General features: G+C 70.6%; 19 protein-coding genes. 7 read left to right on the top strand and 12 right to left on the bottom strand.

Annotated features, from left to right (window positions below; translation table 11 throughout):
* The first annotated feature begins 36 nt into the window (after window positions 1-36).
* Complete coding sequence (locus EV375_RS13350; RefSeq protein ID WP_130299635.1) at window positions 37-1,833, top strand: serine hydrolase; 1,797 nt, start codon at window positions 37-39, stop codon at window positions 1,831-1,833.
* 93 nt (window positions 1,834-1,926) lie between these two features.
* Here the strand turns inward: EV375_RS13350 and EV375_RS13355 are convergent, their stop codons facing one another.
* The 7 genes from EV375_RS13355 to ychF form a co-directional block, all read right to left on the bottom strand.
* Window positions 1,927-3,723 (bottom strand): SpoIIE family protein phosphatase, encoded by a 1,797-nt coding sequence (locus tag EV375_RS13355; protein ID WP_130299636.1) that lies wholly within the window; start codon window positions 3,721-3,723, stop codon window positions 1,927-1,929.
* A 309-nt stretch (window positions 3,724-4,032) separates the two neighbouring features.
* Entirely contained in the window at window positions 4,033-6,483 is a 2,451-nt protein-coding gene (locus EV375_RS13360; protein WP_486588460.1) for a SpoIIE family protein phosphatase, read from the bottom strand.
* An 89-nt stretch (window positions 6,484-6,572) separates the two neighbouring features.
* Window positions 6,573-6,797: an SPOR domain-containing protein gene (locus EV375_RS13365; protein WP_130299638.1), complete on the bottom strand. Its 225-nt coding sequence runs from the start codon at window positions 6,795-6,797 to the stop codon at window positions 6,573-6,575.
* Between the two features lie 94 nt (window positions 6,798-6,891).
* Complete coding sequence (locus EV375_RS13370; protein WP_130299639.1) at window positions 6,892-7,644, bottom strand: GntR family transcriptional regulator; 753 nt, start codon at window positions 7,642-7,644, stop codon at window positions 6,892-6,894.
* Window positions 7,645-8,064: 420 nt separating this feature from the next.
* Window positions 8,065-9,306, bottom strand: coding sequence for a PP2C family protein-serine/threonine phosphatase (locus EV375_RS13375; RefSeq protein WP_130299640.1), 1,242 nt, complete (start codon window positions 9,304-9,306; stop codon window positions 8,065-8,067).
* Between the two features lie 752 nt (window positions 9,307-10,058).
* Window positions 10,059-11,027, bottom strand: coding sequence for an IS481 family transposase (locus tag EV375_RS13385; protein ID WP_130298818.1), 969 nt, complete (start codon window positions 11,025-11,027; stop codon window positions 10,059-10,061).
* A 103-nt stretch (window positions 11,028-11,130) separates the two neighbouring features.
* Entirely contained in the window at window positions 11,131-12,219 is a 1,089-nt protein-coding gene (gene ychF / locus EV375_RS13395) for a redox-regulated ATPase YchF (RefSeq protein ID WP_130299641.1), read from the bottom strand.
* Between the two features lie 151 nt (window positions 12,220-12,370).
* On the opposite strand from ychF, the gene EV375_RS29100 reads away from it, so the two are divergent.
* On the top strand, window positions 12,371-13,153 hold the full coding sequence (locus EV375_RS29100; protein ID WP_165434728.1) for a DUF6542 domain-containing protein: 783 nt from the start codon (window positions 12,371-12,373) through the stop codon (window positions 13,151-13,153).
* Window positions 13,154-13,230: 77 nt separating this feature from the next.
* On the opposite strand, the gene EV375_RS13410 is transcribed toward EV375_RS29100, so the two are convergent.
* The gene (locus tag EV375_RS13410; RefSeq protein ID WP_207228103.1) at window positions 13,231-14,292 is read right to left on the bottom strand and encodes a 4-hydroxy-3-methylbut-2-enyl diphosphate reductase; all 1,062 of its coding nucleotides are present in this window, start codon (window positions 14,290-14,292) and stop codon (window positions 13,231-13,233) included.
* Between the two features lie 92 nt (window positions 14,293-14,384).
* Between EV375_RS13410 and xseA the strand changes: the two genes are divergently transcribed.
* From xseA to EV375_RS13425, 3 genes are all read left to right on the top strand, one after another.
* The gene (gene xseA, locus EV375_RS13415) at window positions 14,385-15,599 is read left to right on the top strand and encodes an exodeoxyribonuclease VII large subunit (protein ID WP_130299644.1); all 1,215 of its coding nucleotides are present in this window, start codon (window positions 14,385-14,387) and stop codon (window positions 15,597-15,599) included.
* A gap of 9 nt (window positions 15,600-15,608) precedes the next feature.
* On the top strand, window positions 15,609-15,956 hold the full coding sequence (locus EV375_RS13420) for an exodeoxyribonuclease VII small subunit (protein ID WP_130299645.1): 348 nt from the start codon (window positions 15,609-15,611) through the stop codon (window positions 15,954-15,956).
* Window positions 15,957-16,125: 169 nt separating this feature from the next.
* Window positions 16,126-16,719, top strand: coding sequence for a malonic semialdehyde reductase (locus tag EV375_RS13425; RefSeq protein ID WP_130299646.1), 594 nt, complete (start codon window positions 16,126-16,128; stop codon window positions 16,717-16,719).
* 91 nt (window positions 16,720-16,810) lie between these two features.
* Here EV375_RS13425 and EV375_RS13430 read toward each other — a convergent pair whose 3' ends face one another.
* The gene (locus tag EV375_RS13430) at window positions 16,811-17,491 is read right to left on the bottom strand and encodes a DUF4245 domain-containing protein (RefSeq protein WP_130299647.1); all 681 of its coding nucleotides are present in this window, start codon (window positions 17,489-17,491) and stop codon (window positions 16,811-16,813) included.
* A 172-nt stretch (window positions 17,492-17,663) separates the two neighbouring features.
* Here EV375_RS13430 and glpX point away from each other — a divergent pair, with 172 nt between their 5' ends.
* Window positions 17,664-18,698 (top strand): class II fructose-bisphosphatase, encoded by a 1,035-nt coding sequence (gene glpX / locus EV375_RS13435; protein ID WP_130299648.1) that lies wholly within the window; start codon window positions 17,664-17,666, stop codon window positions 18,696-18,698.
* Window positions 18,699-18,762: 64 nt separating this feature from the next.
* On the opposite strand, the gene EV375_RS13440 is transcribed toward glpX, so the two are convergent.
* The 3 genes from EV375_RS13440 to EV375_RS13450 all read right to left on the bottom strand — a co-directional run bounded on the left by EV375_RS13440 (window position 18,763) and on the right by EV375_RS13450 (window position 20,772).
* Entirely contained in the window at window positions 18,763-19,212 is a 450-nt protein-coding gene (locus tag EV375_RS13440) for a GNAT family N-acetyltransferase (RefSeq protein ID WP_130299649.1), read from the bottom strand.
* A gap of 280 nt (window positions 19,213-19,492) precedes the next feature.
* Window positions 19,493-19,861 carry a WhiB family transcriptional regulator gene (locus tag EV375_RS13445; protein WP_130299650.1) on the bottom strand — a complete coding sequence of 123 codons (369 nt, stop codon included), beginning with the start codon at window positions 19,859-19,861 and terminating at the stop codon, window positions 19,493-19,495.
* 218 nt (window positions 19,862-20,079) lie between these two features.
* Window positions 20,080-20,772: a DUF1707 and DUF2154 domain-containing protein gene (locus EV375_RS13450; RefSeq protein WP_130299651.1), complete on the bottom strand. Its 693-nt coding sequence runs from the start codon at window positions 20,770-20,772 to the stop codon at window positions 20,080-20,082.
* A 407-nt stretch (window positions 20,773-21,179) separates the two neighbouring features.
* Between EV375_RS13450 and EV375_RS13455 the strand changes: the two genes are divergently transcribed.
* The gene (locus EV375_RS13455; protein WP_130301823.1) at window positions 21,180-22,877 is read left to right on the top strand and encodes a fumarate hydratase; all 1,698 of its coding nucleotides are present in this window, start codon (window positions 21,180-21,182) and stop codon (window positions 22,875-22,877) included.
* Window positions 22,878-22,893 lie beyond the last annotated feature (16 nt).

The following is a 22,893-nucleotide window of genomic DNA, read 5'->3' on the forward strand; positions in this document are numbered from 1 at the left end:
CTCCCACCACGTCCGCACCAGCGCAGAGGATTCACGATGAGACGCCGGCAGTTCCTCGGCACCGTTGGCGGTGCCGCGCTCGCGACCGGAGTGGGCCCGGGCTCCGTCCCCGCCTTCGCCTCGGCGCCGAACGGTTCGGACGTCGGCGGACCACCCACGGTGACGCCGGACGATCTTCGCTTCCGCCCGCGCATGCTGCGCCGCGGCAGCCCGCATCGCGCGGGCCTGCTGCGCGCCGAGGTCGAGCGGCTCGTGCCCACGGCCGAGGAGTACATGCGCCCCGGGCCGGGCCGCCCTCATCCCTCGCATCCCGGCTTCGTCCTGCTGGCCGCCAGGAACGGTGTGGTGGTCGAGCACGCGGCGCGCGGCCACGCACTGCGCTACGCGGCGTGGGACGCGGCTGCCGGGAAGGCCGTGGAGCTGCCGCGTGACCAGTGGGTCGACATGCGGACGGACACGATCTTCGACATGGCGTCGGTCTCGAAGCTGTTCACGTCGGTCGTGCTGGTCGCCCAGGCCGAGCGGGGCAAGCTCGGCCTCGACGACCGCGTCGCGCGCCATCTGCCGGACTTCGACAAGGCCGATCCCGCCAAGTCCCCCATTGTCGTACGGCAGCTGGTGAACCACACCTCGGGCATGAAGGCCGACATGGACCTGAAGCCCTACCCGGACAACGAGGCCCGCATCGCCGCCGTCTACGCGGAGCCGCTCAAGAGCCCGCCGGGCGAGCAGTACACCTACTCGGACCTCAACCTCATCACCGCGGGACGCCTCCTGGAGGAGGTCACCGGCAAGGGGCTCGACGAACTCGTCGCCGAGTTGATCACCGAGCCGCTCGGCATGCGGGACACGGGCTACAACCCCCCGGAGTCGAAGCTGGAGAGGGTCGCCGCCACCGAGTACATGCCGTGGACGGGCCGCGGCATCGTGCGTGGCTCGGTGCACGACGAGAAGGCGTACTACCTGGGCGGCGTCGCGGGTCACGCGGGCGTCTTCTCGACGGCCGCCGACATGGCCGTCTTCGGGCAGATGGTGCTGAACGGCGGCACCTACGGCGGGCACCGCGTGCTCGGCGAGGACTGGGTCCGCTCCATGATCACCAACGAGAACCCGGACATGGGGCCCGAGGCGGCACGCGGTCTGGGCTGGCAGCTCGACCAGCGCTTCTACATGGACGCCCTCACCTCGCCCGTGACGACGGGCCACACCGGTTACACCGGGCCCTGCCTGGTGGCCGACCCGATCGACGGCACGCTCTTCGTCCTGATGGCCAACCGCGTGCACCCCACCCGCGACTGGGGCACGGTCAGCGACTACCGCCGCGCCCCCGCACGGCACTTGGCGCGCGCTGTGCCGGTGCGTCCCGCCGTCGCGTCCGCCGCCTGGTACTCGGGGCAGCGCGACGCCGACACCGCGACTCTGCGCGTTCCGCTGAAGAAGGCCGTGAACGACAAGGCCTCGCTGCGCTTCCGGCTCTGGTACGACACCCAGTCCACCGACGTCTGCACGGTGGAGGCCACCACGGCGAAGCCTGGCGAGGACGCCTCCTGGCAGCCCGTCCCCCTGAAGCTGCGTGCGGGGCGCCGGAGTTGGGAGAGCAAGGGCGACTTCTCCGGCTTCTCCGCGCGCCGCTGGCTGCACGCCGCGGGTGAACTGCCCGACGGGGTGACCGCGGTGCGCTGGCGCTACGTCACGGACGAGGAACAGCAGGGCAGGGGCGTCTACTTGGACGACATCCGGGTGCTCGGCGGTGCGCGGCCCGTCTTCATGAGCGTGCGTCCGCGCGACAACGCACGTGTACAGGCGGACGGTTGGGAGCTCTCCGGCAACTGAAGGAACGCGGGCGCGAGTCCGGGCTGCGCCGGCCAGAGGCCCCGGCGCTCCGGGGCCGGGGCGGCCGTTGTTCCGGGAGCGGGACGCCCCGCGTCAGAAGAGGCTGAGCAGCGCTTCCGTCGGGTCGGCGGGCTTGGAGTCCTCGCCGGGGCGTGCCAGCTCGAACCAGACGGTCTTGCCGCGGTGCGTACGCCTGCTGCCCCACCCGGTGCTGAGCAGGCCGACCAGTTGAAGGCCCCTACCGCCCTCGTCCGTCACATGGGCGCGGCGCCGGCGGGGCTGCACCAGGCCCGAGTCCCACACTTCGCACACGAGGGTGCGGTCCAGCAGCAGCCGCAGGCGTATCTCGCCCTCGCCGTGCCGCAGCGCGTTCGTCACCAGCTCGCTCACCAGCAGTTCGGCGGTGTCCGCGAGCCCGCCCAGCTCCCATTCGGACAGCTGCTCGCGCGTCAGCTCGCGGGCACGGGCGACGGAACGCGGCTCGGCGGAGAGCGTCCAGTCGCCGACGGCGCCCGCGGGAAGGCCCTGGAACCGTGCGACGAGGAGCGCGATGTCGTCCTCGCCGTGGTGCACGTTGAGGGTCGTCAGCACCTGGTCGGCGACGTTCTCGAGGGAGGCGGTGGCGTCCGTGAGAGCGGCACGCAGCGCGCCCAGGCCCTCGTCGATGGGGTGCTCGCGCGACTCGACGAGGCCGTCGGTGTAGAGCGCGATCATGGCACCGTCGGGCAGCGCCATCTCGATCTCTTCGAACGGCTCCCCGCCCACGCCCAGCGGTACCCCCTTGGGGACCTCCAGCATGAGGGCCGGTTCGTCCGGTTCGACCAGGACGGGCGGCAGATGGCCGGCGTTGGCGATGGTGCAGCGGCGGGAGACGGGGTCGTAGACGGCGAAGATGCAGGTGGCGAGGTAGACCTCCGCCAGGTCACCGCTGCCGTTGCGCTGCGAGCCCGGGGTGTCGCCGAGCCCGCGGGCGATCTCGTCCAGCGCGCCCAGCACCTCGGCGGGCTCCATGTCCGTGGTGAGCGCCAACGTCCGTACGGCGGTGCGCAGTTCGCCCATGGCTACGGCGGCGCGGAGGCCCCGGCCCATCACGTCGCCGACGACGACGGCGGTGCGGTGCCCGGGCAGTTCGATGACGTCGAACCAGTCGCCGCCGACCTCGGTCGCCGGGTTGCCGGGCAGATAGCGGCAGGCGATGTCGAGGCCGGCGGCTTCGGGGTCACCGGGCGGCAGCAGGCTGCGCTGGAGTATCAGCGCCCGCTCGTGCTCCCTGCGGTACAGGCGCGCGTTGTCTATGCACACGGCGGCGCGGGAGGCCAGCTCGGCGGCGAGCGCCGCGTCCCGCTCCCCGAACGGCTCGCTGCCCTTGACGCGGGAGAACTGCACCAGGCCCAGCACCCTGTCGCGGGCGACCATGGGCACTGCGAGCGTCGACTGCACGACGGCGCCGAACTGGACCGGCACGGTGCCGTCCTGCCCCGGGATGTGCTGCACGCGTCCGCTGCGAAGTGCCTGCGCGCAGGGGGTGTTGAAGGGGTAGCAGTGCGTCGCCCCGACGGTCACCGGGCTCGCACCGGTCGTTCCCACCTGGCCTTCGCGGGTGAGCGACGGCGGCGCCTCCGAGACGGAACTCGCGAACCCGACGCGGCGCAGCTCCCCGCTGCCGTCGCCGGGGCCGACGGGGCGCGGCTCGTCGCCGGCGAGAACATCCATGTACAGGTCGACGGAGGCGAGATCGCAGAACTGCGGGACACCGACGTCCAGCAGCTCGCGGGCTGTCGTCTCCAGGTCGAGCGAGTTGCCGATACGGGCGCCCGCCGCGTTGAGAAGAGCGAGAGCGCGGCGGACGTCGTCCGGCTTGCCTGCCGCCTCCACAGGGATATCGCTCAACGCCGCCCCTTCCCGTGACCAGTGTGGCACCGGCTCCGAGCAGTGTGGCAGGCGCAAGGCACCCGGAACACGCTCTTCCCGATCGCCGCACGAAATTCGTAATTCCCGTCCCTGTTCACAACTGACGTGCGGCCTCACACCTCCGTGCGCTCCCCTGACCTCCTCCGGCAGGGACAACTGTCTCCTAACCAGGCTGCGCCGGTTCGAACCATCTTCAACGAGGGCGCATCGCGGGTGCAGGGGTGCGGGCGGTTCCGCTCGGTTTGCCGAGGTGGGCGGCGCACCCGCCGCGGGGTCCGTAAACCTGCCTCACCAGAGGGGGAGTTCGAACCAGACGGTCTTGCCCATCGGCCCGTGCCGCGTGCCCCAACGGCGCGCCTCCCTGGCCACGAGACGGATGCCGCGCCCGCCTTCGTCGTCGGGCAGGGCGCTGCGTTCGCGGGGCGGGTCCGGCAGCGGGTCGCGCACCTCGACCAGCAGCGAGCTGCCGCGCACCATGCGGACGCCGATGGGCCCGTGCGCGTATCGCAGGGAGTTGGTGACCAGCTCGCTCACCAGCAGCACGGTGGTGTCCTCCAGGGCGTCGAGCCCCCACTCGTGGAGGGTCCTCCGCACCACGTCACGTGCCCTGCGCACCGCGTAGCTCTCGGCGGGAAAGGTCCACGACGCGGCGCTGCCCTGCGGGAGCCCGCCGAACTTCGCCATCAGCAGGGCGACGTCGTCGGAGGGCTGTGACGCCGTTCTGCTGTCCAGGTCCTCGATGACGCTGTCGCAGGCCTCCTCGATGGTGGCGGGTGTGCCCGGGTCCCGGTGGACGGGGCCGCCGGAGAGCATCTCGCAGAGCCGCCCGATGCCCTGGGTGATGTCCTCGCCACGCGATTCGATGAGGCCGTCGGTGTAGAGGATCAGCACGGAGCCCTCGGCGATCTCCAGCTCCAAGGACTCGAAGGCCACGCCGCCGACGCCCAGCGGGGCGCCCGGGGGCAGTTCGACAGGCCGGGCCTCCCAGCTGCCGTCGGGAGTCTCGGTGAGCAGCAGCGGCGGCGGGTGGCCGGCCTTCGCGACGGTGCACCGGCGCGTGGACGGGTCGTAGACGGCGTAGACACAAGTGGCGATGAGGGGATCGTCCGAACTCTGGACGAAGTCGTCCGCCAAATCGTTGACGCGCCGGAGCAGTTCGTCGGGTGACAGGTCGAGCCCGGCGAGTGTGCGCACGGCCGTGCGCAACCGTCCCATCGTCACGGCCGCGTGCAGTCCGTGACCCGTCACGTCGCCCACGACGAACGCGACCCGGCCGCCTGCGAGCGGGATCACGTCGAACCAGTCGCCGCCGACCTCCGTTCCGCTGCTGCCGGGCACATAGCGGTAGGCCACCCTCACCCCGGGCGGCTCCGGGACCTTCTGGGGCAGCAGGCTCCGCTGGAGCATCAGCGCACCGGCACGTTCACGTGCGTACAGGCGGGCGTTGTCCAGTGAGACTCCGGCGCGGTCGGCCAGTTCCATCGCCAGCGCCATGTCGTCCCTGCCGAACGGTTCGCGGCCGCCCGCGCGGCTGACGACGAGCAGGCCGAGCACCACGCCTCGCGCGCGAAGAGGCACGGCCATCAGCGAATGGACGTCCAGGTCGAGCGCGGCCTGCAACTTCGGGTCACCGGGATAGGTGGCGGCGAGCAGTTCGCCCGGTGAGGACGCGACGTGGGGCACGCCGCTGGCGAGCGTCCGGCCGAAGAGGGAGTCGGCGAGGAAGGGGACGTCCTGGCCGACGCGGAGCATCCGGTGCACCGTCGGCCCCTCGTCGCGTGCCGCGACGCCGAGCTGGAACAGCGGCTTCCCGGTGAGCAGTTCGATGCGGGGAAGGTCGCCGCTGTGCGCCGCCGCGCTGGTGAGCATCACGCCGGCGTAGTCGGCCAGGCGCGGTACGAGGCTGGAGGCGAGGGCCTGGGAGATGGCGGCCACGTCGAACCGGTCGACGAGTCCCACGCCGACGTCGTCGAGCAGCGACAGCCGCTCACGCGCCGCCTCGATCTTCTCCAGCGCCTCGTGCCTCTCGGCGACGTCCATGAACACGCCGCTCACGCCGAGTACTTCGCCCTTGCCGGTGGTGAGCCTGCTGGACGAGACGGACAGAGCGCCGGGGCCCTCCGGGTCCCGCAGCACGAAGTCGACGACGGGCTCCCCCGTCTCCAGCACGCTCGACTGCACGGCGGCGACCTCGGCGGCCATCCAGGACGGAAGGATCTCGTGGACGGTCCTTCCGATGTGCTCCTCGGCGCTGACCTGATTGAGCCTGGCGAGCGCCTCGTTGACCCGCACGTACCGCCTGTCGGTGTCGAACAGGGCGATGCCGAGCGGTGAGGAGGCGAAGAGCGCGTCCAGTGCGGCCAGGTCGTGCTCGACGGCGCGGATTCTGCTGGTCTCCACGATGTTGGCGAGGACGACCGGACGGTTCTGCCTGTCCTGGAGGAGTGTGACGCGGCCCTCGACCGTGACGCGGTGGCCGGCGCTGTGCAGGACACGCAGGATGCCGCGCCAGCGGCCCACGTCCCGCAGGGCCTGGTCGCGCCGGCGCTCGCCCTCGTCGTACCCGTCCTCGAGGAAGTCCTGGATGCGTCTGCCCACGACCTGCTCGGCCCGCCAGCCGAGGATCTCCTCGGTGATCGGGTTCCAGAGGAGGATCTTTCCGTTCGCGTCGAGCACGACGATTCCGACCCGGAGGGTGTCGAGGATCGAGGCAGCTCCCTCGGAGGGTCCTGTGCTCACACCGCCCACGTCCCTGATCCGGTAGCAGCCGGCCCGGCCCGTCCGGGCAGGCGGGAACGAGGTGTCCCTGCTTCCGATTCTGGGACGAGTCAGGCGTACTCGCCGCTCGCGCACTCCACAGGCTCGACCAGATAGCTGGCGTCTCCCCCGCAGCCGCCCTTTGCGCGGCCCCCGCTCCGGTCGAGCCGGTCGGCCACCTGCTGTGCTTCCGTACGGGTGGCGTAGCTGCCCACGCGATAGCGGTTGCCGTGGCCGTCCTCCCTTATGACGTGCCAGGGCAGCACAGTTTCACCGTCACCGCTTACGCTTCGCATATGCCGGAGCCTACGCCCGGCCTTCACTCAGCGCATTCGAGTTGGCACAACGAGGAATCGATTTCGGCCACACGTTCGCACACGAGGCCGCAGGTCACCTGACGGGCATGTGGTACGAGACGCGGAAACGATCGGCCGGGACGACCACGTCCGCTGTCTCCACGGGGCGCCCGCCGGCGAAGAACGTACGCGTCACGACCAGCACCGAATGCCCCGGAACGCCTCCCAGTTCGAGCATCTCCTCGGCCAGGCCCGGCCGGGCGCCGACCTCCTCCGCGACGTTGTCCACCACGACGTCGATGGCGGCCATCCGCTCCACGACGCCCTTGCCGCCCAGCGGCCCGTCCTCGGGCAGCACCACGGGCGTGCGGCCCGTCAGGGACAGGGGCTCCCACGAAGTGGAGAGCATCACGGTCTCGCCGTCCACACGGAAGAGGTACGTGGTCCGCATCACGCGCTCGCCGGGCTCGATGCGCAGGCGCTCGGCCGTGAGCGGGCTCGCGTCCTCCTGCTCGCTGCGCGACTCCCAGGTGCCCTTCACGTCCTCGTCCGCCTGCTCCTGCCGGAACGGCGAGGATTCCCCGAGGGCGCGGAAGCCGCTGCGGGCGAGGCGGCGCGGCACGGGGTGTTCCCGGACGTACGTGCCCGAGCCGGAACGGCCCTCGACCAGACCCTCGGCCATCAGCACCTTGCGGGCCTCCAGGGCGACGGTGTCCGAGACGCCGTACTCCGCGCGGATACGCGCCTGCGAGGGCAGCCGGGTGTGCGGAGGAAGATCACCGCCGACGATCTTCTGCCGGAGATCACCGGCGACGCGGAGGTAGGCGGGCTGTTCACCGAATGGCACGAGTGCCCTCCCCGTTCTCGAAGGCCAGGCCTGCGAAGGTCGCGACAGATGGTTAAGTTGACAATGGGCAACAGCTTGGCAACTCGCCGTCGCGGCTCGCAACCGACGACCAAGGTTTCACCCGATGTGATGAGCAGCTGCTCAGAGCCTCCACACGCGGGCTGAATCGTTCACATTCCGGGACCCCGCGGCGCCGCCGGACCCCGGCCGAGTACGCGCCGCGAACGGCCGGCCCCCGAGAGCGCCGAGCGGGGTGGGGCTGTGCGACCGCCGTGTGCGGCGAATCGGGCATGGGGATAGCCGGGATCCCGTACTACTGGTGCGTCGAAGACGAGGACGGCGCTCCTGTCAGGCACGTCCGGCCGCTCAGCTCGCCGGTCCGTCCGCCCTGGGGCGCCAGGGGGCGTGACCCAACACGGATCACTCCAGGACTGCGAGGTGGTCGGCGGCGCCGCCTCGCCACTCCACCAGCAACAGAGTCGCGTCGTCGCTGGTCCGCCAGCCCCGCTTCTCCCTCAGCATGTGAGAAAGCGTGCGCACGGCTTCTCGCACGCCTTCCTCCGCTTGCTCGATGCGGTTGATCGCGCGGATGAGCGCCCGCTCACCGAACTGCTCCTCGCCGGCTTCGTGTTCCTCGATCAGGCCGTCGGTGAAGCACAGAACCCTGTCGCCTTGCTGGAGTGAGTGCTCGCTGATCTGGGGATCTTGACCCCCGAGACCAACCGGCAGCGTAGTGGGGGACTCCAGTCGCCCCACGACCTCACGATTGCGAATCAACAGCGGCGCGGGATGGCCTGCGTTCACCCACGCCAGCTTTCCGGTTGAGATGTTCAGACGCATCATCTGCGCCGTGACGAAGCCCTCGGGCCCGAATTGGTCGGCGATCGCATCGTCCATGCACGAGTAGACGGAGGACAGGTCGACGTAGGCACGTCTGGCGTACCGGTACGCACCGACGGCGATGGACGCCATATTGGCGGCGTCCAGTCCGTGTCCCATCGCATCGACGAGGCCCACGTGCAGGATGTCGTCGTTGAGGGCGTAGTCGAAGCTGTCGCCGGCGACGTGATAGGTGGGCTCCAGGATTCCCGCCAGCTCGGCCTGCGGGACGGACATCGCCAGCGGCGGCAGCAGCGACCATTGAATCTCCGCCGCCAAGGTCATCGGTTGACGGCGCCGGGCCTGAAAGAACTGGTCGGTGTACTCACTCTTGATGACCAGTAGGTGGGCCACCAGGCCGGCGAGCCTGTGCAGCAGCCGCCGGTCGTGGTCATCGACGGTGTCCAAGGTGACGATCATGACCCCGATCTGCCCGCCGCCGTCCAGCAGCGGCAGGTACATCCGTACTCCGTCCGTCTGCGGTACTTCTACAGCGGTCGCGCGCAGGAAAGCGGCCCCTGCAGGCGAGTGCGAGATCGGCTCGGGCTCACCGTCGGCCAGCCCTCGACCGGGCAGCGGCACGAGCATGAACTGTGCATAGTCCTGGAGGAGGACCGAGACATCGCGGCCGCCGACTCTGGCCATCTCTTCAGCGATCAATGGAGCGATCAGCTGCGGCGGCATCTCGTGCGCCCGGTCCAGCAGCAAACCCAGCAGCCGCTCACCGAACCCTTCCGACCGATCCACCGTGCCCCGTTCGGGAGGTGAATCCCCTTGAGCCATAGCCGCGCCCTTTCACTCCATACCTCCAAGCTTGCATCGGTTGGCAGCGGAATGCTGGCCGGCGGGTTGCCCGACTACGACGCCACAGGCTCACCGACCGGGTCGGACGCCACCGGCGGAACGGTACGCACAACTTCGATGCAACTCGCAACGATCTGCGCACGCCAGAGAGGCATCCGATGCGCCCGGACAGGCCCTGGGCCGAACGGGTGCCGGTTCCTGCCTGTCCTGGGGGCGAGTGGCCGGTGTCGATCCGGTCCTCGGAGTCGGGGATGGTGCTGACGATGCCGCGTCGGTGCAGGTGGCTGCCGGTGGCGTGGGAGCCGGCCCTGTCGGCGCGTACGCGCCGCCGGGCGGGTGCGGGAAAGGTCACCGCCGGGCCGGCCGATGCGGGGACCGGCCGTCACCGCCTCGAACGTGGAGCATCGTCAAGGCGGCCAGGAGGTGTGCCCGGGTCCCGTTGCGTTGCCGCGGCGGTAACAGGACATAGGCCGCCTGCCAGGATCTGCAGCACGCGAGGACGTCCCGTAAGGGTGCCCCGACCCGCACCCCCACCGGATACCGTCGATGAGCCGCCGCTTGGCCCATAGCAGGGTCGGCCCGGTTGCCTGGGAGCGTCCGGCACCGCTCAGAGCGAGCGAGCTGGCTCCCGCTGATCACGGCCGACAGGCGAGAGAGCCTTGCGGAACCTACGTGGACCGCTGAGCCGCCCTCCGTGCCGTCGCAGGTCGGGCGGCAGTTCCGGAGACCGTCTAGATGTATTGACCTGATGCGTTGTTCACACGGCTGATCGGTGGCTTGCCTTCGAGTGCGGTGTGGCAGCGATGGTGGTTGTAGCTGTGGAGGAAGTCTGTCAGCGCTGTGGCGCGTTGGTCGTTGGTGGCGTAGGGCCGCAGGTAGGCCCATTCATCGAGCAAGGTGCGGTTGAAGCGCTCCACTTTCCCGTTGGTCTGCGGCCGGTAGATGCGGGTGCGCTTGCCGACCGCGCCGAGATCGGTCAGGGCTTGCTTCCACAGGTCGCTCTTGCGGTAGGACCAGGCGTTGTCGGTCAGCACCCGTTCGATGCGGTCGATGCCCAGCGTGGCGAAGTGGGCTGCCGCCCTGCGCAGGAAGGCAGCGCACGTGGTGGCCTTCTCATCGGGATGGATCTCGCTGTAGGCGAGGCGGGTGTGGTCATCGACGGCGGAGTGAATGTAGTCGTAGCCGGTGCGGCGACGGCTTTGCGGCCGGGCCGCCCGGGCCGCCTCCCGGCCGTGGATGCGCCAGCCACCGCCGTCGGGGATGCGCCCGAGCTTCTTCACATCGACGTGGACAAGTTCGCCGGGCCGGCTGCGTTCGTAGCGGCGGATGAGCCGGCCGGTGGGCCGGTCCAGCCAGGACAGACGGTGCAGGCCATGGCGGGTCAGGACCCGGTGGACGGTGGAGGGCGGCATACCCAGGATCGGGCCGATGCGAGCAGGCCCGAGTTTGCGCTCGGCCCGCAAGGCGCAGATGCGGGCCTCAACGCCCGGCGGTGTGCGGTTCGGCAGGTGGTGCGGGCGGCTGGAGCGGTCGGCCAGGCCGGTATCGCCCTCTGCAGCGAACCGGCGTATCCACTTGTGCGCGGTGGTGCGCGAGACGCCCATCTGGGCAGCCACATGCGCTACCGGAAACCCCGAGCGGACACGTTCGACCAGCAACCGCCTGCCGTGCACGGTCAGCCGGGCATTACGGTGGGACACGAAGACCTCCGTTGTGCGGTGAAGCCTAGACACCTCCACCACACCGGAGGTCTTCGCCATGATCAAGACCTGCGGGCGTCAACAACGCTCATGATCAATACATCTAGACGTTGAAGCGGAACTCCACCACGTCTCCGTCGCGCATCACGTAGTCCTTGCCCTCCATGCGGGCCTTGCCCTTCGAGCGGGCCTCGGCGACGGAGCCCGCCGCGACCAGCTCGTCGAAGGAGATGACCTCCGCCTTGATGAAGCCGCGCTGGAAGTCCGTGTGGATGACGCCGGCGGCTTCGGGAGCCGTGGCCCCCTTCTTGATCGTCCAGGCGCGGGACTCCTTCGGGCCCGCCGTGAGATAGGTCTGCAGGCCGAGCGTGCGGAATCCGACGTGGGCGAGCGTCGCCAGGCCGGGCTCCTCCTGCCCGACCGTCTGGAGAAGCTCGAGGGCCTCGTCCTCGTCGAGCTCCGCCAGGTCCGCCTCCAGCTTGGCGTTGAGGAAGACCGCCTCGGCGGGCGCGACGAGCGCGCGCTGGCTCTCCTTGAACTCCTCGTCGGTGAGCTCGTCCTCGTCGACGTTGAAGACGTAGATGAAGGGCTTCGTCGTCAGCAGGTGCAGGTCGTGCAGCGGTGCCGCCGCCTCACTGCCCTGCGCGAGGCCGGCGGAGAACAGAGTCCGGCCCTGTTCGAGGATGTCCTTGGCCTCCTGCACGGCCTTGACCTCGGCCTGCTTGTCCTTCTTGACCCGGGCTTCCTTCTCCAGCCTCGGCAGCACCTTCTCGATGGTCTGCAGGTCGGCGAGGATCAGCTCGGTGTTGATCGTCTCGATGTCGTCCTTCGGCGAGATCTTGCCGTCGACGTGGACGACGTTCTCGTCGTGGAAGGCGCGGATGACCTGGCAGATGGCGTCGGACTCACGGATGTTGGCCAGGAACTTGTTGCCCAGGCCCTCGCCCTCGCTCGCCCCTCGCACGATGCCCGCGATGTCGACGAAGTCCACCGTGGCGGGCAGGACCTTCTCCGACGAGAACAGCTCGGCCAGAGTGCCCAGCCGCGGATCCGGCACGCCGACCACGCCGACGTTCGGCTCGATCGTGGCGAACGGGTAGTTGGCCGCCAGCACCTCGTTCTTGGTCAGGGCGTTGAACAAGGTCGACTTGCCGACGTTGGGCAGGCCGACGATTCCGATCGTGAGCGACACGTGGCGACTTCCCGTAGCGAGATCTGAGGTGTGCAGAGGACGTGGGACGCGCGGAGCGAGTCCGGCCGGTCAACCAGTCTACGGGCTCGAACTGACGGCCAACGCGTGTCCGTCCCCGGTGAACAGCGGTGACGCGGCCTACGTTGGTGCAGTGGAACAGCAGCACAGCGCTCACACGGGTGGGAAAGACCCCGGTCAGGGGCAGGCGCAGGGGCAGGAACGGGAGCAGCCGGAGATCCGGGGAAACAGGCAGCGCCGCCCACGCAGCGGGAAACCGAGAGCCGCCGCGGCGGCCGCGGCACAGGCGGCCGGGTCCGCGGAGCCGCCCGCCGCCGGCGCGCGCACACCGGGAGCGGTCCCGGACCCCGCCTCCGGGGCGCCGCGACGGCGGACCGGTCCGGGCGCCGTACGTGAGGAGGCCGCGGCGCTCTACCAGGCACAGCTGCGCTTCCCGCTCATCCCCGCACCGCTGACCGACGCGCTCTCCTGGCTGCCGCGCGCCCGTCTCACCGCGCTCGGGGACGGTCTCCTCGCCGTGCTGCTGATGCTGCTGACCGGAGCCGCCGACAGGTGGCTGCTGGGCAGCTCGCCCGCCGTGTACGGGGGTGCGTTCCTCGTCGTCTGCGTCGTCTGCGCGGCATGGGTGCGTCCCACGGACCTCGTCACCGCCCCCGTCGCCGTGCCGCTCGCCTTCACCGCCGGCCTCTTCTTCATCAGCGGCGGAACGGGAAGCCAGTCCCTGACGGAGCGTCTGACGAACCTCTTCCCGGTACTGGCCGTCAACGCCCTCTGGCTCTACTCCGGCACGCTGCTCGCGGTGCTCGTCGTCACGGTGCGGAAGATCGCGCTCATGATCCAGCAGTCGCGCGTGCGTGCGCTGAGGGAGGCCGAGGACGCCGAGGACGAGGCAGCGGCGGAGGCCGGCGGCTACTGACGCCGTCCGGCCCGGTCGCCGCCGGGCGGGCTTTCCTTCCGGCGCCGCCCGGCGCGCGCTCGCGGACTCCGGTTGGGTCAGCCGGTCTTGCGGGCCGCTTCGGCACGCAAGTCGCGCCGCAGCTCCTTCGGCAGGGAGAACTGCATGCGCTCCTCGACGGGCTGGACGATCTCCACGTCCTCCCAGCCCCTCTCCGCGAGCCACTCCAGCACGCCTTCGACCAGCACGTCCGGCACGGAGGCACCCGAGGAGAGGCCGATGGTCGTCACGCCCTCCAGCCATGCCTCGTCGATCTCCTCCGCGCCGTCGACGAGGCGGCCGTCGCGGGCGCCGTGCGCGACGGCGGTCTCCACCAGGCGCACGGAGTTGGAGGAGTTCTTCGAGCCGACGACGAGGACGAGGTCGGAGTCCTTGGCGACCTGCTTGATGGCGGTCTGACGGTTCTGCGTCGCGTAGCAGATGTCGTCGCTGGGCGGGGAGAGCAGGTTCGGGTAGCGGCCCTTCAGGGCGTCGACCGTCTCCATCGTCTCGTCGACGGAGAGGGTGGTCTGCGAGAGCCACACGACCTTCTCCGGGTCGCGCACCTCGACGTTCTCCACGTCCTCCGGGCCGTCGACCAGCGTCACGTGGTCGGGTGCCTCGCCGCTGGTGCCGATGACCTCCTCGTGGCCCTCGTGCCCGATGAGGAGGATGTCGTAGTCCTCCTTGGCGTAGCGCACGGCCTCCTTGTGCACCTTCGTCACGAGCGGGCAGGTGGCGTCGATCGTCGCCAGCTTGCCGCGCTCCGCCTCCTCGTGGACCACGGGGGCCACGCCGTGCGCGGAGAAGATGACGATCTCGCCCTCGGGCACCTCGGAGGTCTCCTCGACGAAGATCGCGCCCTTCTTCTCCAGCGTTTTCACCACGTACTTGTTGTGCACGATCTCGTGGCGTACGTAGACGGGGGCGCCGTACTGCTCCAGAGCCTGCTCGACCGCGATCACCGCGCGGTCCACGCCGGCGCAGTAGCCGCGGGGGGCGGCGAGCAGCACGCGGCGGCGGCCGCCGGGGCCGGCGTCGGAGGTCTGGGGGGCGTCGGCGGCGGACCTTGGGGTCTCCCCAGGGCGGAGCCCGAGGGGACGGGAGGGCGTTGCAGACATGCGTCCATCGTAAGGGCGTTGCGGGCGGGCGCCGAGTGAAGGGCATGTCCGCACCGGGCGGCGGTGTCGGTGGCGGCCGTTAGGGTCCTCCCATGGCTCTCATCACCTCCCCCGAGGCTCCGGTGCCGGTCGGTGAGATCTCCCGGCTGATCGGCGGCTGGATCGACCGCCTCGGCGCGGTGTGGGTCGAGGGGCAGATCATCCAGCTCTCGCCGAGGCCGGGGGCCGGGGTGGCCTTCCTCACCCTGCGGGACCCTTCGCGCGACGTGTCCATCAGCGTCACCTGTTTCCGCGACGTCTTCGACCGGGTGAAGGATGTCGTCTCCGAGGGCGCGCGGGTCGTCGTGCACGCCAAGCCGGTCTGGTACGGGCGGGCGGGCACGCTGTCGCTGAGAGCGTCCGAGATCCGCCCGGTGGGGATCGGGGAGCTGCTGGCTCGCCTGGAGCAGCTCAAGAAGTCCCTTGCCGCGGAAGGGCTGTTCGCGGCCGAGCGCAAGAAGCCGCTCCCGTTCCTGCCGCGGCGGGTGGGCCTCGTCACCGGCCGCGCCTCGGACGCCGAACGGGACGTGCTGCACACGGCGCGGGAGCGGTGGCCGGCCGTCCGGTTCGAGGTGCGGCACACCGCGGTCCAGGGGGTGAGGGCCGTTCCGCAGCTGATCGAGGCCGTGCGGGAGCTCGACGCGCTCCCCGGCGTCGACGTGATCATCGTGACGCGCGGCGGCGGCAGCATGGAGGACCTGCTGCCCTTCTCCGACGAGCAGCTCGTGCGCACGGTCGCCGGCTGCGGCACGCCCGTGGTCTCGGCCATCGGGCACGAGGCGGATGCCCCGCTGCTCGACCTCGTGGCCGATCTGCGCTCCCGCACGCCGACGCATGCGGCGAAGGACGTCGTCCCCGACGTGGGCGAGGAGCACGAGCGCGTACGGGAGTTGAGGGCGCGTGCCTACCGGGTGATCAACGCCTTTCTGGACCGGGAGGGCAGGGGGCTCTCCGACGTCATGAGCCGCCCCGCGATGGCGGACCCGTACTCGATGGTCGAGGAGCGCGCCGAGGAGGTCGGCTTCCTGCTGGCCCGCGCCCGGCGCACGCTGGGGCACCGCCTGGAGCGGGCGGAGGACGAGCTCGCGCACACGCGCGCCCGTGTCGTCGCGCTCTCGCCGGCGGCGACGCTGCAGCGGGGGTACGCGGTGCTTCAGCGCGAGGACGGCAGCGTGGTCAGGAGCCCCGAGCAGACCTCGGAAGGGGAGAAGCTGCGCGCCCGGGTCGCGGAAGGGGAGTTCGGCGTCACTGTCGGACCGGACGCTTAGGGTTGCCGTATGACCTCGGACACTGGGACGGAATCGGGCGTGGAGACGGACAGGGAGCAGGTGCGTTCCGCGCTCAGCTATGAGCAGGCCCGGGGCGAACTGGTGCGTGTCGTCCAGCAGTTGGAGGCCGGCGGCGCGACGCTCGAGGAGTCGCTGGCGCTGTGGGAGCGCGGCGAGGAACTGGCCCGCGTCTGCCGCGAATGGCTGGAGGGTGCCCGGGCCCGGCTGGACGAGGTGCTCGAGGCGGAAGCCGAAGCGGGCGAGGACGCGGATCCGGATGCCGCGGCGGACGCGGAGTCCGGCCCGCTCGGCGCGGACGGGGCCGAGGGAGCGGACGGGGCCGAAGACGGCCGCTGAGCAGGGCGGGGAATCCGGGGCGACGAAGCGGAAGATTGCGTGCCGCCAGGTTGTTCGGTGAGGGAAGCGAGAGGTCCGCCCACGGCGGGCCCTTCGTCCTGAGTCCCCTTGTTCCGATTCCTTCGAGTCCCCTCTCGAACAACAGCAAGCAAAGGCAAGGCATCCCCACATGACTCTCGCCCTCGACCAGAACGCCCAGGATCTGCTCTTCCGCGACGCTCACACCGCGCACACCTTCTCCGACGAGCCGGTCAGCGAGGAGCAGATCAAAGCGGTGTACGAGCTGGTGAAGTACGCGCCCACGGCGTTCAACCAGTGCCCGCTGAGGATCACCCTGGTCCGCTCCCCCGAAGCCCGCAGCCGCCTGGTGAAGCACATGGCGGAGGGAAACCGGCCCAAGACGTCCACGGCTCCGCTCACCGCCGTGCTCTCCGTCGACCTCGAGTTCCATGAGCGGCTGCCCGAACTCCTCCCGCACGCCCCGACGTTGAAGGACACCTTCTTCGCCGAGGCCGAGAAGCGCGAGGCCGCGGGCACCTTCAACGCCACGCTCCAGGCCGGCTACTTCATCCTCGGAGTGCGTGCCGCGGGGTTGGCCGCGGGCCCGATGAGCGGCTTCGACCGGCACGGGGTCGACAAGGAGTTCTTCGGCGACGGCAAGCAGAAGTCGCTGCTCGTGATCAACATCGGCAGGCCAGGCCAGGACGCGTACAAGCCGCGCCTGCCGCGTCTCGCCTACGACGACGCGGTGACGACGGTCTGAGGGACCTGGCTCCGGGGGAAGGCACTGTTCCGCCGGGGCGGCCCGCCGGGCGGCGCGGCGTTTGGCTCGGCGGTCGGCGCGGCGGGGGCCGTCAGCCCTCGCCCGCGCCGCCGCCAGGGCTGAGCGCCGCAGCCATCTTCTGGAGCTGCGCGAAGGAGGCGGTTCCGGTGACGACGGTGGTGTACGGGCGGTCCTTGCCCTTGTCCTGGGTTTTCTCCTGGCCCTCGCCCCGGCCCTTGCCCTCGCCCGCCGTGGCGTCGCCGGCGGAGGGGCCGGAGCCGCCCGGGGAGACCCGCACGAGCGCGTCGTACTTCTCGCCCTCGTACCGCGTCCACTCCTCGCCCCGCACACGCACCGTCTTCGCCGTCTTCCGTGCGCCGTGCGTGACGTCCTCGATGTACTTCACGGGACGCTTCTCGTCGCTCTGCTCGACAGCCGCGTACTGGGTGTCGGGCGTGATGAAGCCCAGATGCCAGGCCCGGCCGTCGGGGCTGTCCGCCTCGTACCGCACCGAGGTGGCACGCCATTTCTCCGGGAGCCCCTCGGGCGCCAGCACGGGGTAGGGCGCGGCCCGGCGGGCGGAATCCAGTTCGACCTTGTAGTCGACGGGCTTGACCGGGTCCTGGCTCTCGTCGTGCGGGACGAAGAGGTAGATGAAGAACGCGGCGAGCAGGACCACGGCCAGCGAGGGCACCATGCCCCGCACCGTCCGGCTGCCCTGCCTGCGCTCCGCCTGCTCTGCTTGTGCTGCCACGCCCCCATCGTCGCCCATGCCGGAAACCGCCCGGCCCGCGGGTCCCGGCCCGGGCCCGGTGCCCGGCGGCCCCCGGCCCCGCCTGCTCATCCGTGGGGCCCCCTGCTCACTCTGGCGGTTGCTGGGTACCCTCGAAGGACCCTCAGCAGCCCGGCCGAGTCGTCACAGCCGTGCAGAAAGGTGTGCCCCGATGACCGATCATCAGCACCTCCCCGCCCCGCTCGACGTCAGCCCCGAGGCTCCGGACCGCAACCTGGCGCTCGAACTCGTACGGGTCACCGAGGCCGGTGCCATGGCCAGCGGACGCTGGGTGGGCCGCGGCGACAAGAACGGCGCGGACGGCGCGGCCGTGAAGGCGATGCGGCACCTCGTCTCGACGGTCTCGATGAACGGGGTCGTCGTCATCGGCGAGGGCGAGAAGGACGAGGCGCCGATGCTCTACAACGGGGAGCGGGTCGGTGACGGCACGGGCCCGGAGTGCGACGTCGCCGTGGACCCGGTCGACGGCACCACCCTCACCGCCAAGGGCATGTCCAATGCGGTGTCCGTACTGGCGGTGGCGGAACGCGGCTCGATGTTCGACCCGAGCGCCGTCTTCTACATGGACAAGCTGGTGACCGGCCCGGAAGCTGCGGAGTTCGTCGACATCACGGCCCCGCCCGCGGTCAACGTCCGCCGCATCGCCAAGGCCAAGGGCTGCACTCCGGACGACGTGACGGTCGTCGTCCTCGACCGCCCCCGGCACGACGGCCTGGTCAAGGAGCTGCGGGAGGCCGGCGCCCGCATCAGGTTCATCTCGGACGGCGACGTCGCCGGCGCGATCATGGCCGTGCGGGAGGGCACGGGCGTCGACCTGCTGCTGGGCGTCGGCGGCACACCGGAGGGCATCATCGCGGCCTGCGCGATCAAGTGCCTGGGCGGCACGATCCAGGGCATGCTGTGGCCCAAGGACGAGGAGGAGAAGCAGCGGGCGCTCGACGCGGGACACGACCTCGACCGCGTGCTGCACACCGAGGACCTCGTCAGCGGGGAGAACGTCTTCTTCGTCGCCACCGGCATCACCGACGGCGAACTGCTGCGCGGCGTGCACTACCGGGGCGAGCGGGCCTTCACCGAGTCGCTGGTGATGCGCTCGAAGTCCGGCACGATCCGGATGATCGACTCGACGCACAAGCTCTCCAAGCTGCGGGCGTACAGCGCCGTCGACTTCGACCGCGCACGCTAGGCCCGTCCGGCCTGTCCGGGGCAGGCCGGGGCAGGGAAGGCTGACCGGTTCGCGGCGGGGGCCGTCACAGCTTCCGTTCGAAGCAGCGGGACGCCTCGACCCCGGCGTAAGCGCCGAAGTTGGGGATCCGCACATAGCCGGCGCGCATGTAGAAGCGCACGGCTTCCGGCTGGCGGTCCCCGGTCTCCAGCCGGAGGCTCCGCCAGCCTCGGGCACGCGCCCGGTCCTCCAGCGCGCGCAGGATCCGTGCCGCGAACCCGGACCCGCGCCAGGGCGGGGTCACATACATCCGCTTGATCTCGCCGGTGCCGTCTTCGAGGTCCCGGAGCCCGCCGCAGCCCACCGCGGTGCCCCCGTGCTCGTACGCCACGACGAACACCACGACGTCCGCTTCCGAGGGAGGCACACCGGGCTCGCTGTCCGGGGTGCCGTATCTCTCGGCGATCTCGACCCGCTGCCTGGCCCGCAGGGCCACGGCGTCCGCGTCCGTCCACGCGACCTGCTCGATCCTCATGCGCGCGATTGTGGCGAGACACTGTTCCGGCCGCGTAAAGCCCGGCGTCCCCCGCCGCGCGCCCGGGCTCGCGCCGGGGACGCCGGGCTTTACGCGGGACAGGGCACGCTCCCTGCCCCGCGGCCGGTCGCGGCCACGGGGCGCTGCGGAATCCCGGGTTCGACACGGGCCGGCACGGGCCGGCACGGACGGCAAGGCCGGACGCGGATCGGCGCGGCAGTGCACGGCACGGCGCGCCGTGCGCCCGGTGCACCGGCTCGTGCGGCGCGAAGCGGCCCGGTCAGGCGATGCGGGAGACCTGCCCCGCTTCGGCGGCGGCAGCGGCCTCACGCCTGCGGCGCCTGGCCAGAACAACCCTTCGCTCGGCGGCGGTCAGTCCGCCCCACACGCCGTACGGCTCGGGCAGCACCAGCGCGTGCTCACGGCATTCGATCAGCACGGGACAGCGGGCGCAGACCCGCTTCGCGGCCTGCTCGCGCGAGAGCCTCGCCGCTGTGGGCTCCTTCGAGGGAGCAAAGAAGAGTCCCGCCTCGTCCCGGCGGCAGACCGCCTCCGAGTGCCAGGGGCCCTCCTCGTCCTCGCGCGCGGACGGTCGCTGCGCGGGAACCGAGGCGGCTGCCTGAAGGGACTGATGCGGCGGTTGCAGCACGGTGAACTCCTGAAGGGGACGACGGGGGGCACCTTCACCCGACTTGCTGCGCACGGCAGTTCGCGCTGCCGCCGTACGTGAAACGATGCCGGAGCTCTACCCGCTGTGTGCACCGGTATGCATACCGTAGGAATGCGGCGCATTCTCTGTGCCCGATCTCCACCCCGTCTCCCACCGAGGCGCTTTCCACGCCTCGGCTCCAGCGCGCGCCCGGGTGCTCAGAGCTCCTTGCGCATCCGGTCACGCAGATCCCGGATCCGCTTGCCCCGCTTCGGTTTCGCCTCGACGCCGCCGAAGACCGCGGCCCCTTCGACCAGCACGACGGGGGCGTCCGGATCGCCGGACTCCGCTGTGTGGATGTCGAAGCCACCGAAGATCCCGGCGCCCTTCTGCCGGAGCGTGACGTTCTCGGGGACGCGGATGTCGATACCGCCGAAGATCGCCGTCGCGTTGATCTGGAGATGCTGCTGCTCGAAGACCGCCTCGCTCAGGTCGATGTCGATACCGCCGAAGCAGGCGAACGCGTTGATCTTCGCGGGGACCCGGAAGCGGCCCTTCCTCGTGGCCCCGCTGAAGATGGCGACCAAGTTGTCCTTGGTACCGGTTCCGTGCGCGGGCGCCTGCGTCCGGTACTCCGCGGACGCGGGGGCGGGCGCCTCGTGAGTGCCGCCGGCGGGCAGATCCCGTACGAGGGGCTCGAGTTCGCCGAGCGTCTTGGCCTTGTAGACGGCGTCGACGCGTTCCGAGTGCTCCTCCGCGTCGAGCCTGCCCTCCGCCATCGCCTCGCGGAGGATGTCGGCGACGCGGTCGCGGTCGGCGTCCGAGGCGCGCACGGAACCACCGCCGGCCTCGGCCTCCTTGACCGCTGGCCTGGTCTCCGGGTGCTTCTTTTCAAGCGGCGAATCAGTCACATGAGCAGCCTACCCAAACGCGATAGATCGCGACTAGGGTCTGTCGTTCGGATCTGCGTGGATCAGCCCGCGGCCTCAGATGCGGTACATCGCAAGGCGGAGGGCCATCCTCGTACTGGGCGTACTTGGATGACTCCGACAACGCAGCGAGGCGCCACAGCTGTCGTCGCGGGCCCGCGGAGACCCGAACGACAGACCCTTGGGTCCGTGGCCGCATCGAAGCACTCCGCCCACCGCCGGGGAGCGGTGAAGCCGACCTCCCCCACACGGCCGCGGCCCGGCGCTCTACGCTGATGGACGCGCTCTCCTCCTGGTTCCTCCCCCGGCTCCCGTCCGGAACGGCAAGGACAGCAAGGAGGGTGGCCCAGCCGAGAGCCGTACGCGCCGTACGAGAGGAAGACCCCACGATGGCCGCCAGCCCGTCCCGACCGGACTTCACGTACACCGATCTGCTCCCGCTGGGCGAGGACACGACTCCCTACCGCCTGGTGACCGCGGAGGGAGTGCGGACCTTCGAAGCCGACGGGCGCACCTTCCTCCAGGTCGAACCCGAGGCGCTCGGCAAGCTGGCCGCCGAGGCCATGCACGACATCTCGCACTACCTGCGGCCCGGGCACCTGGCGCAGCTGCGCCGGATCCTCGACGACCCGGAGGCGAGCGCCAACGACCGCTTCGTCGCACTCGATCTGCTGAAGAACGCGAACATCGCCGCCGCGGGCGTGCTGCCCATGTGCCAGGACACCGGCACCGCCATCGTGATGGGCAAGCGCGGCCAGCAGGTCCTCACCGGCGGCGGCGACGAGGAGGCCCTCTCGCGCGGCATCTACGACGCGTACACGAAGCTCAATCTGCGCTATTCGCAGATGGCGCCGCTGAACATGTGGGACGAGAAGAACACCGGCACGAACCTGCCCGCGCAGATCGAGCTGTACGCGACGGACGGCGACGCCTACAAGTTCCTCTTCATGGCGAAGGGCGGCGGCAGCGCCAACAAGTCCTTCCTCTTCCAGGAGACGAAGGCCGTCCTCAACGAGGCGAGCATGATGAAGTTCCTGGAGGAGAAGATCCGTTCGCTGGGAACGGCCGCCTGTCCGCCGTACCACCTGGCGATCGTGGTGGGCGGCACGAGCGCCGAGTACGCGCTGAAGACCGCCAAGTACGCCTCCGCGCACTACCTCGACGAGCTGCCCGCCGAGGGCTCCCCCGCGGGGCACGGATTCCGCGACAAGGAACTGGAGCAGCAGGTCTTCGAACTGACGCAGAAGATCGGCATCGGCGCGCAGTTCGGCGGCAAGTACTTCTGCCACGACGTGCGCGTGGTGCGGCTGCCCCGGCACGGGGCGTCCTGCCCCGTCGCCATCGCCGTCTCGTGCTCCGCGGACCGGCAGGCCAAGGCGAAGATCACCGCCGAGGGCGTGTTCCTGGAGCAGCTGGAGACCGACCCGGCGCGCTTCCTGCCGGAGACGACGGACGAACAGCTGACCGAGGGCGCCGGCGCGGACAACGACGACGCCGTCCACATCGACCTGGGCCGTCCCATGCCCGAGATCCTCGCCGAGCTCTCCAGGCACCCCGTCAAGACGCGGCTGTCCCTGACCGGCACGCTCGTCGTCGCCCGCGACATCGCGCACGCGAAGATCAAGGAACGGCTCGACGCGGGCGAGGAGATGCCGCAGTACCTCAAGGACCACCCCGTCTACTACGCGGGCCCCGCCAAGACCCCCGAGGGCTACGCCTCCGGGTCCTTCGGGCCGACGACAGCCGGCCGCATGGACGCCTACGTCGCGCAGTTCCAGGCTGCCGGCGGCTCGATGGTCATGCTCGCCAAGGGCAACCGCAGCCCGCAGGTCACCGAGGCGTGCGCCACGCACGGCGGCTTCTACCTGGGTTCCATCGGCGGTCCGGCGGCACGGCTCGCACAGGACTGCATCAAGAAGGTCGAGGTCCTGGAGTACGAGGAGCTGGGCATGGAGGCGGTCTGGCGGATCGAGGTGGAGAATTTCCCGGCGTTCATCGTGGTGGATGACAAGGGGAACGACTTCTTCACCGACCCGGGCCCCTCGCAGCCGTTCGTGACCTCGATCCCGGTCCGCGCCGGCTCGTAACGGCGGCGGCACGCGT

The sequence above is a fragment of the Streptomyces sp. CNZ301 genome, assembly GCF_004217425.1.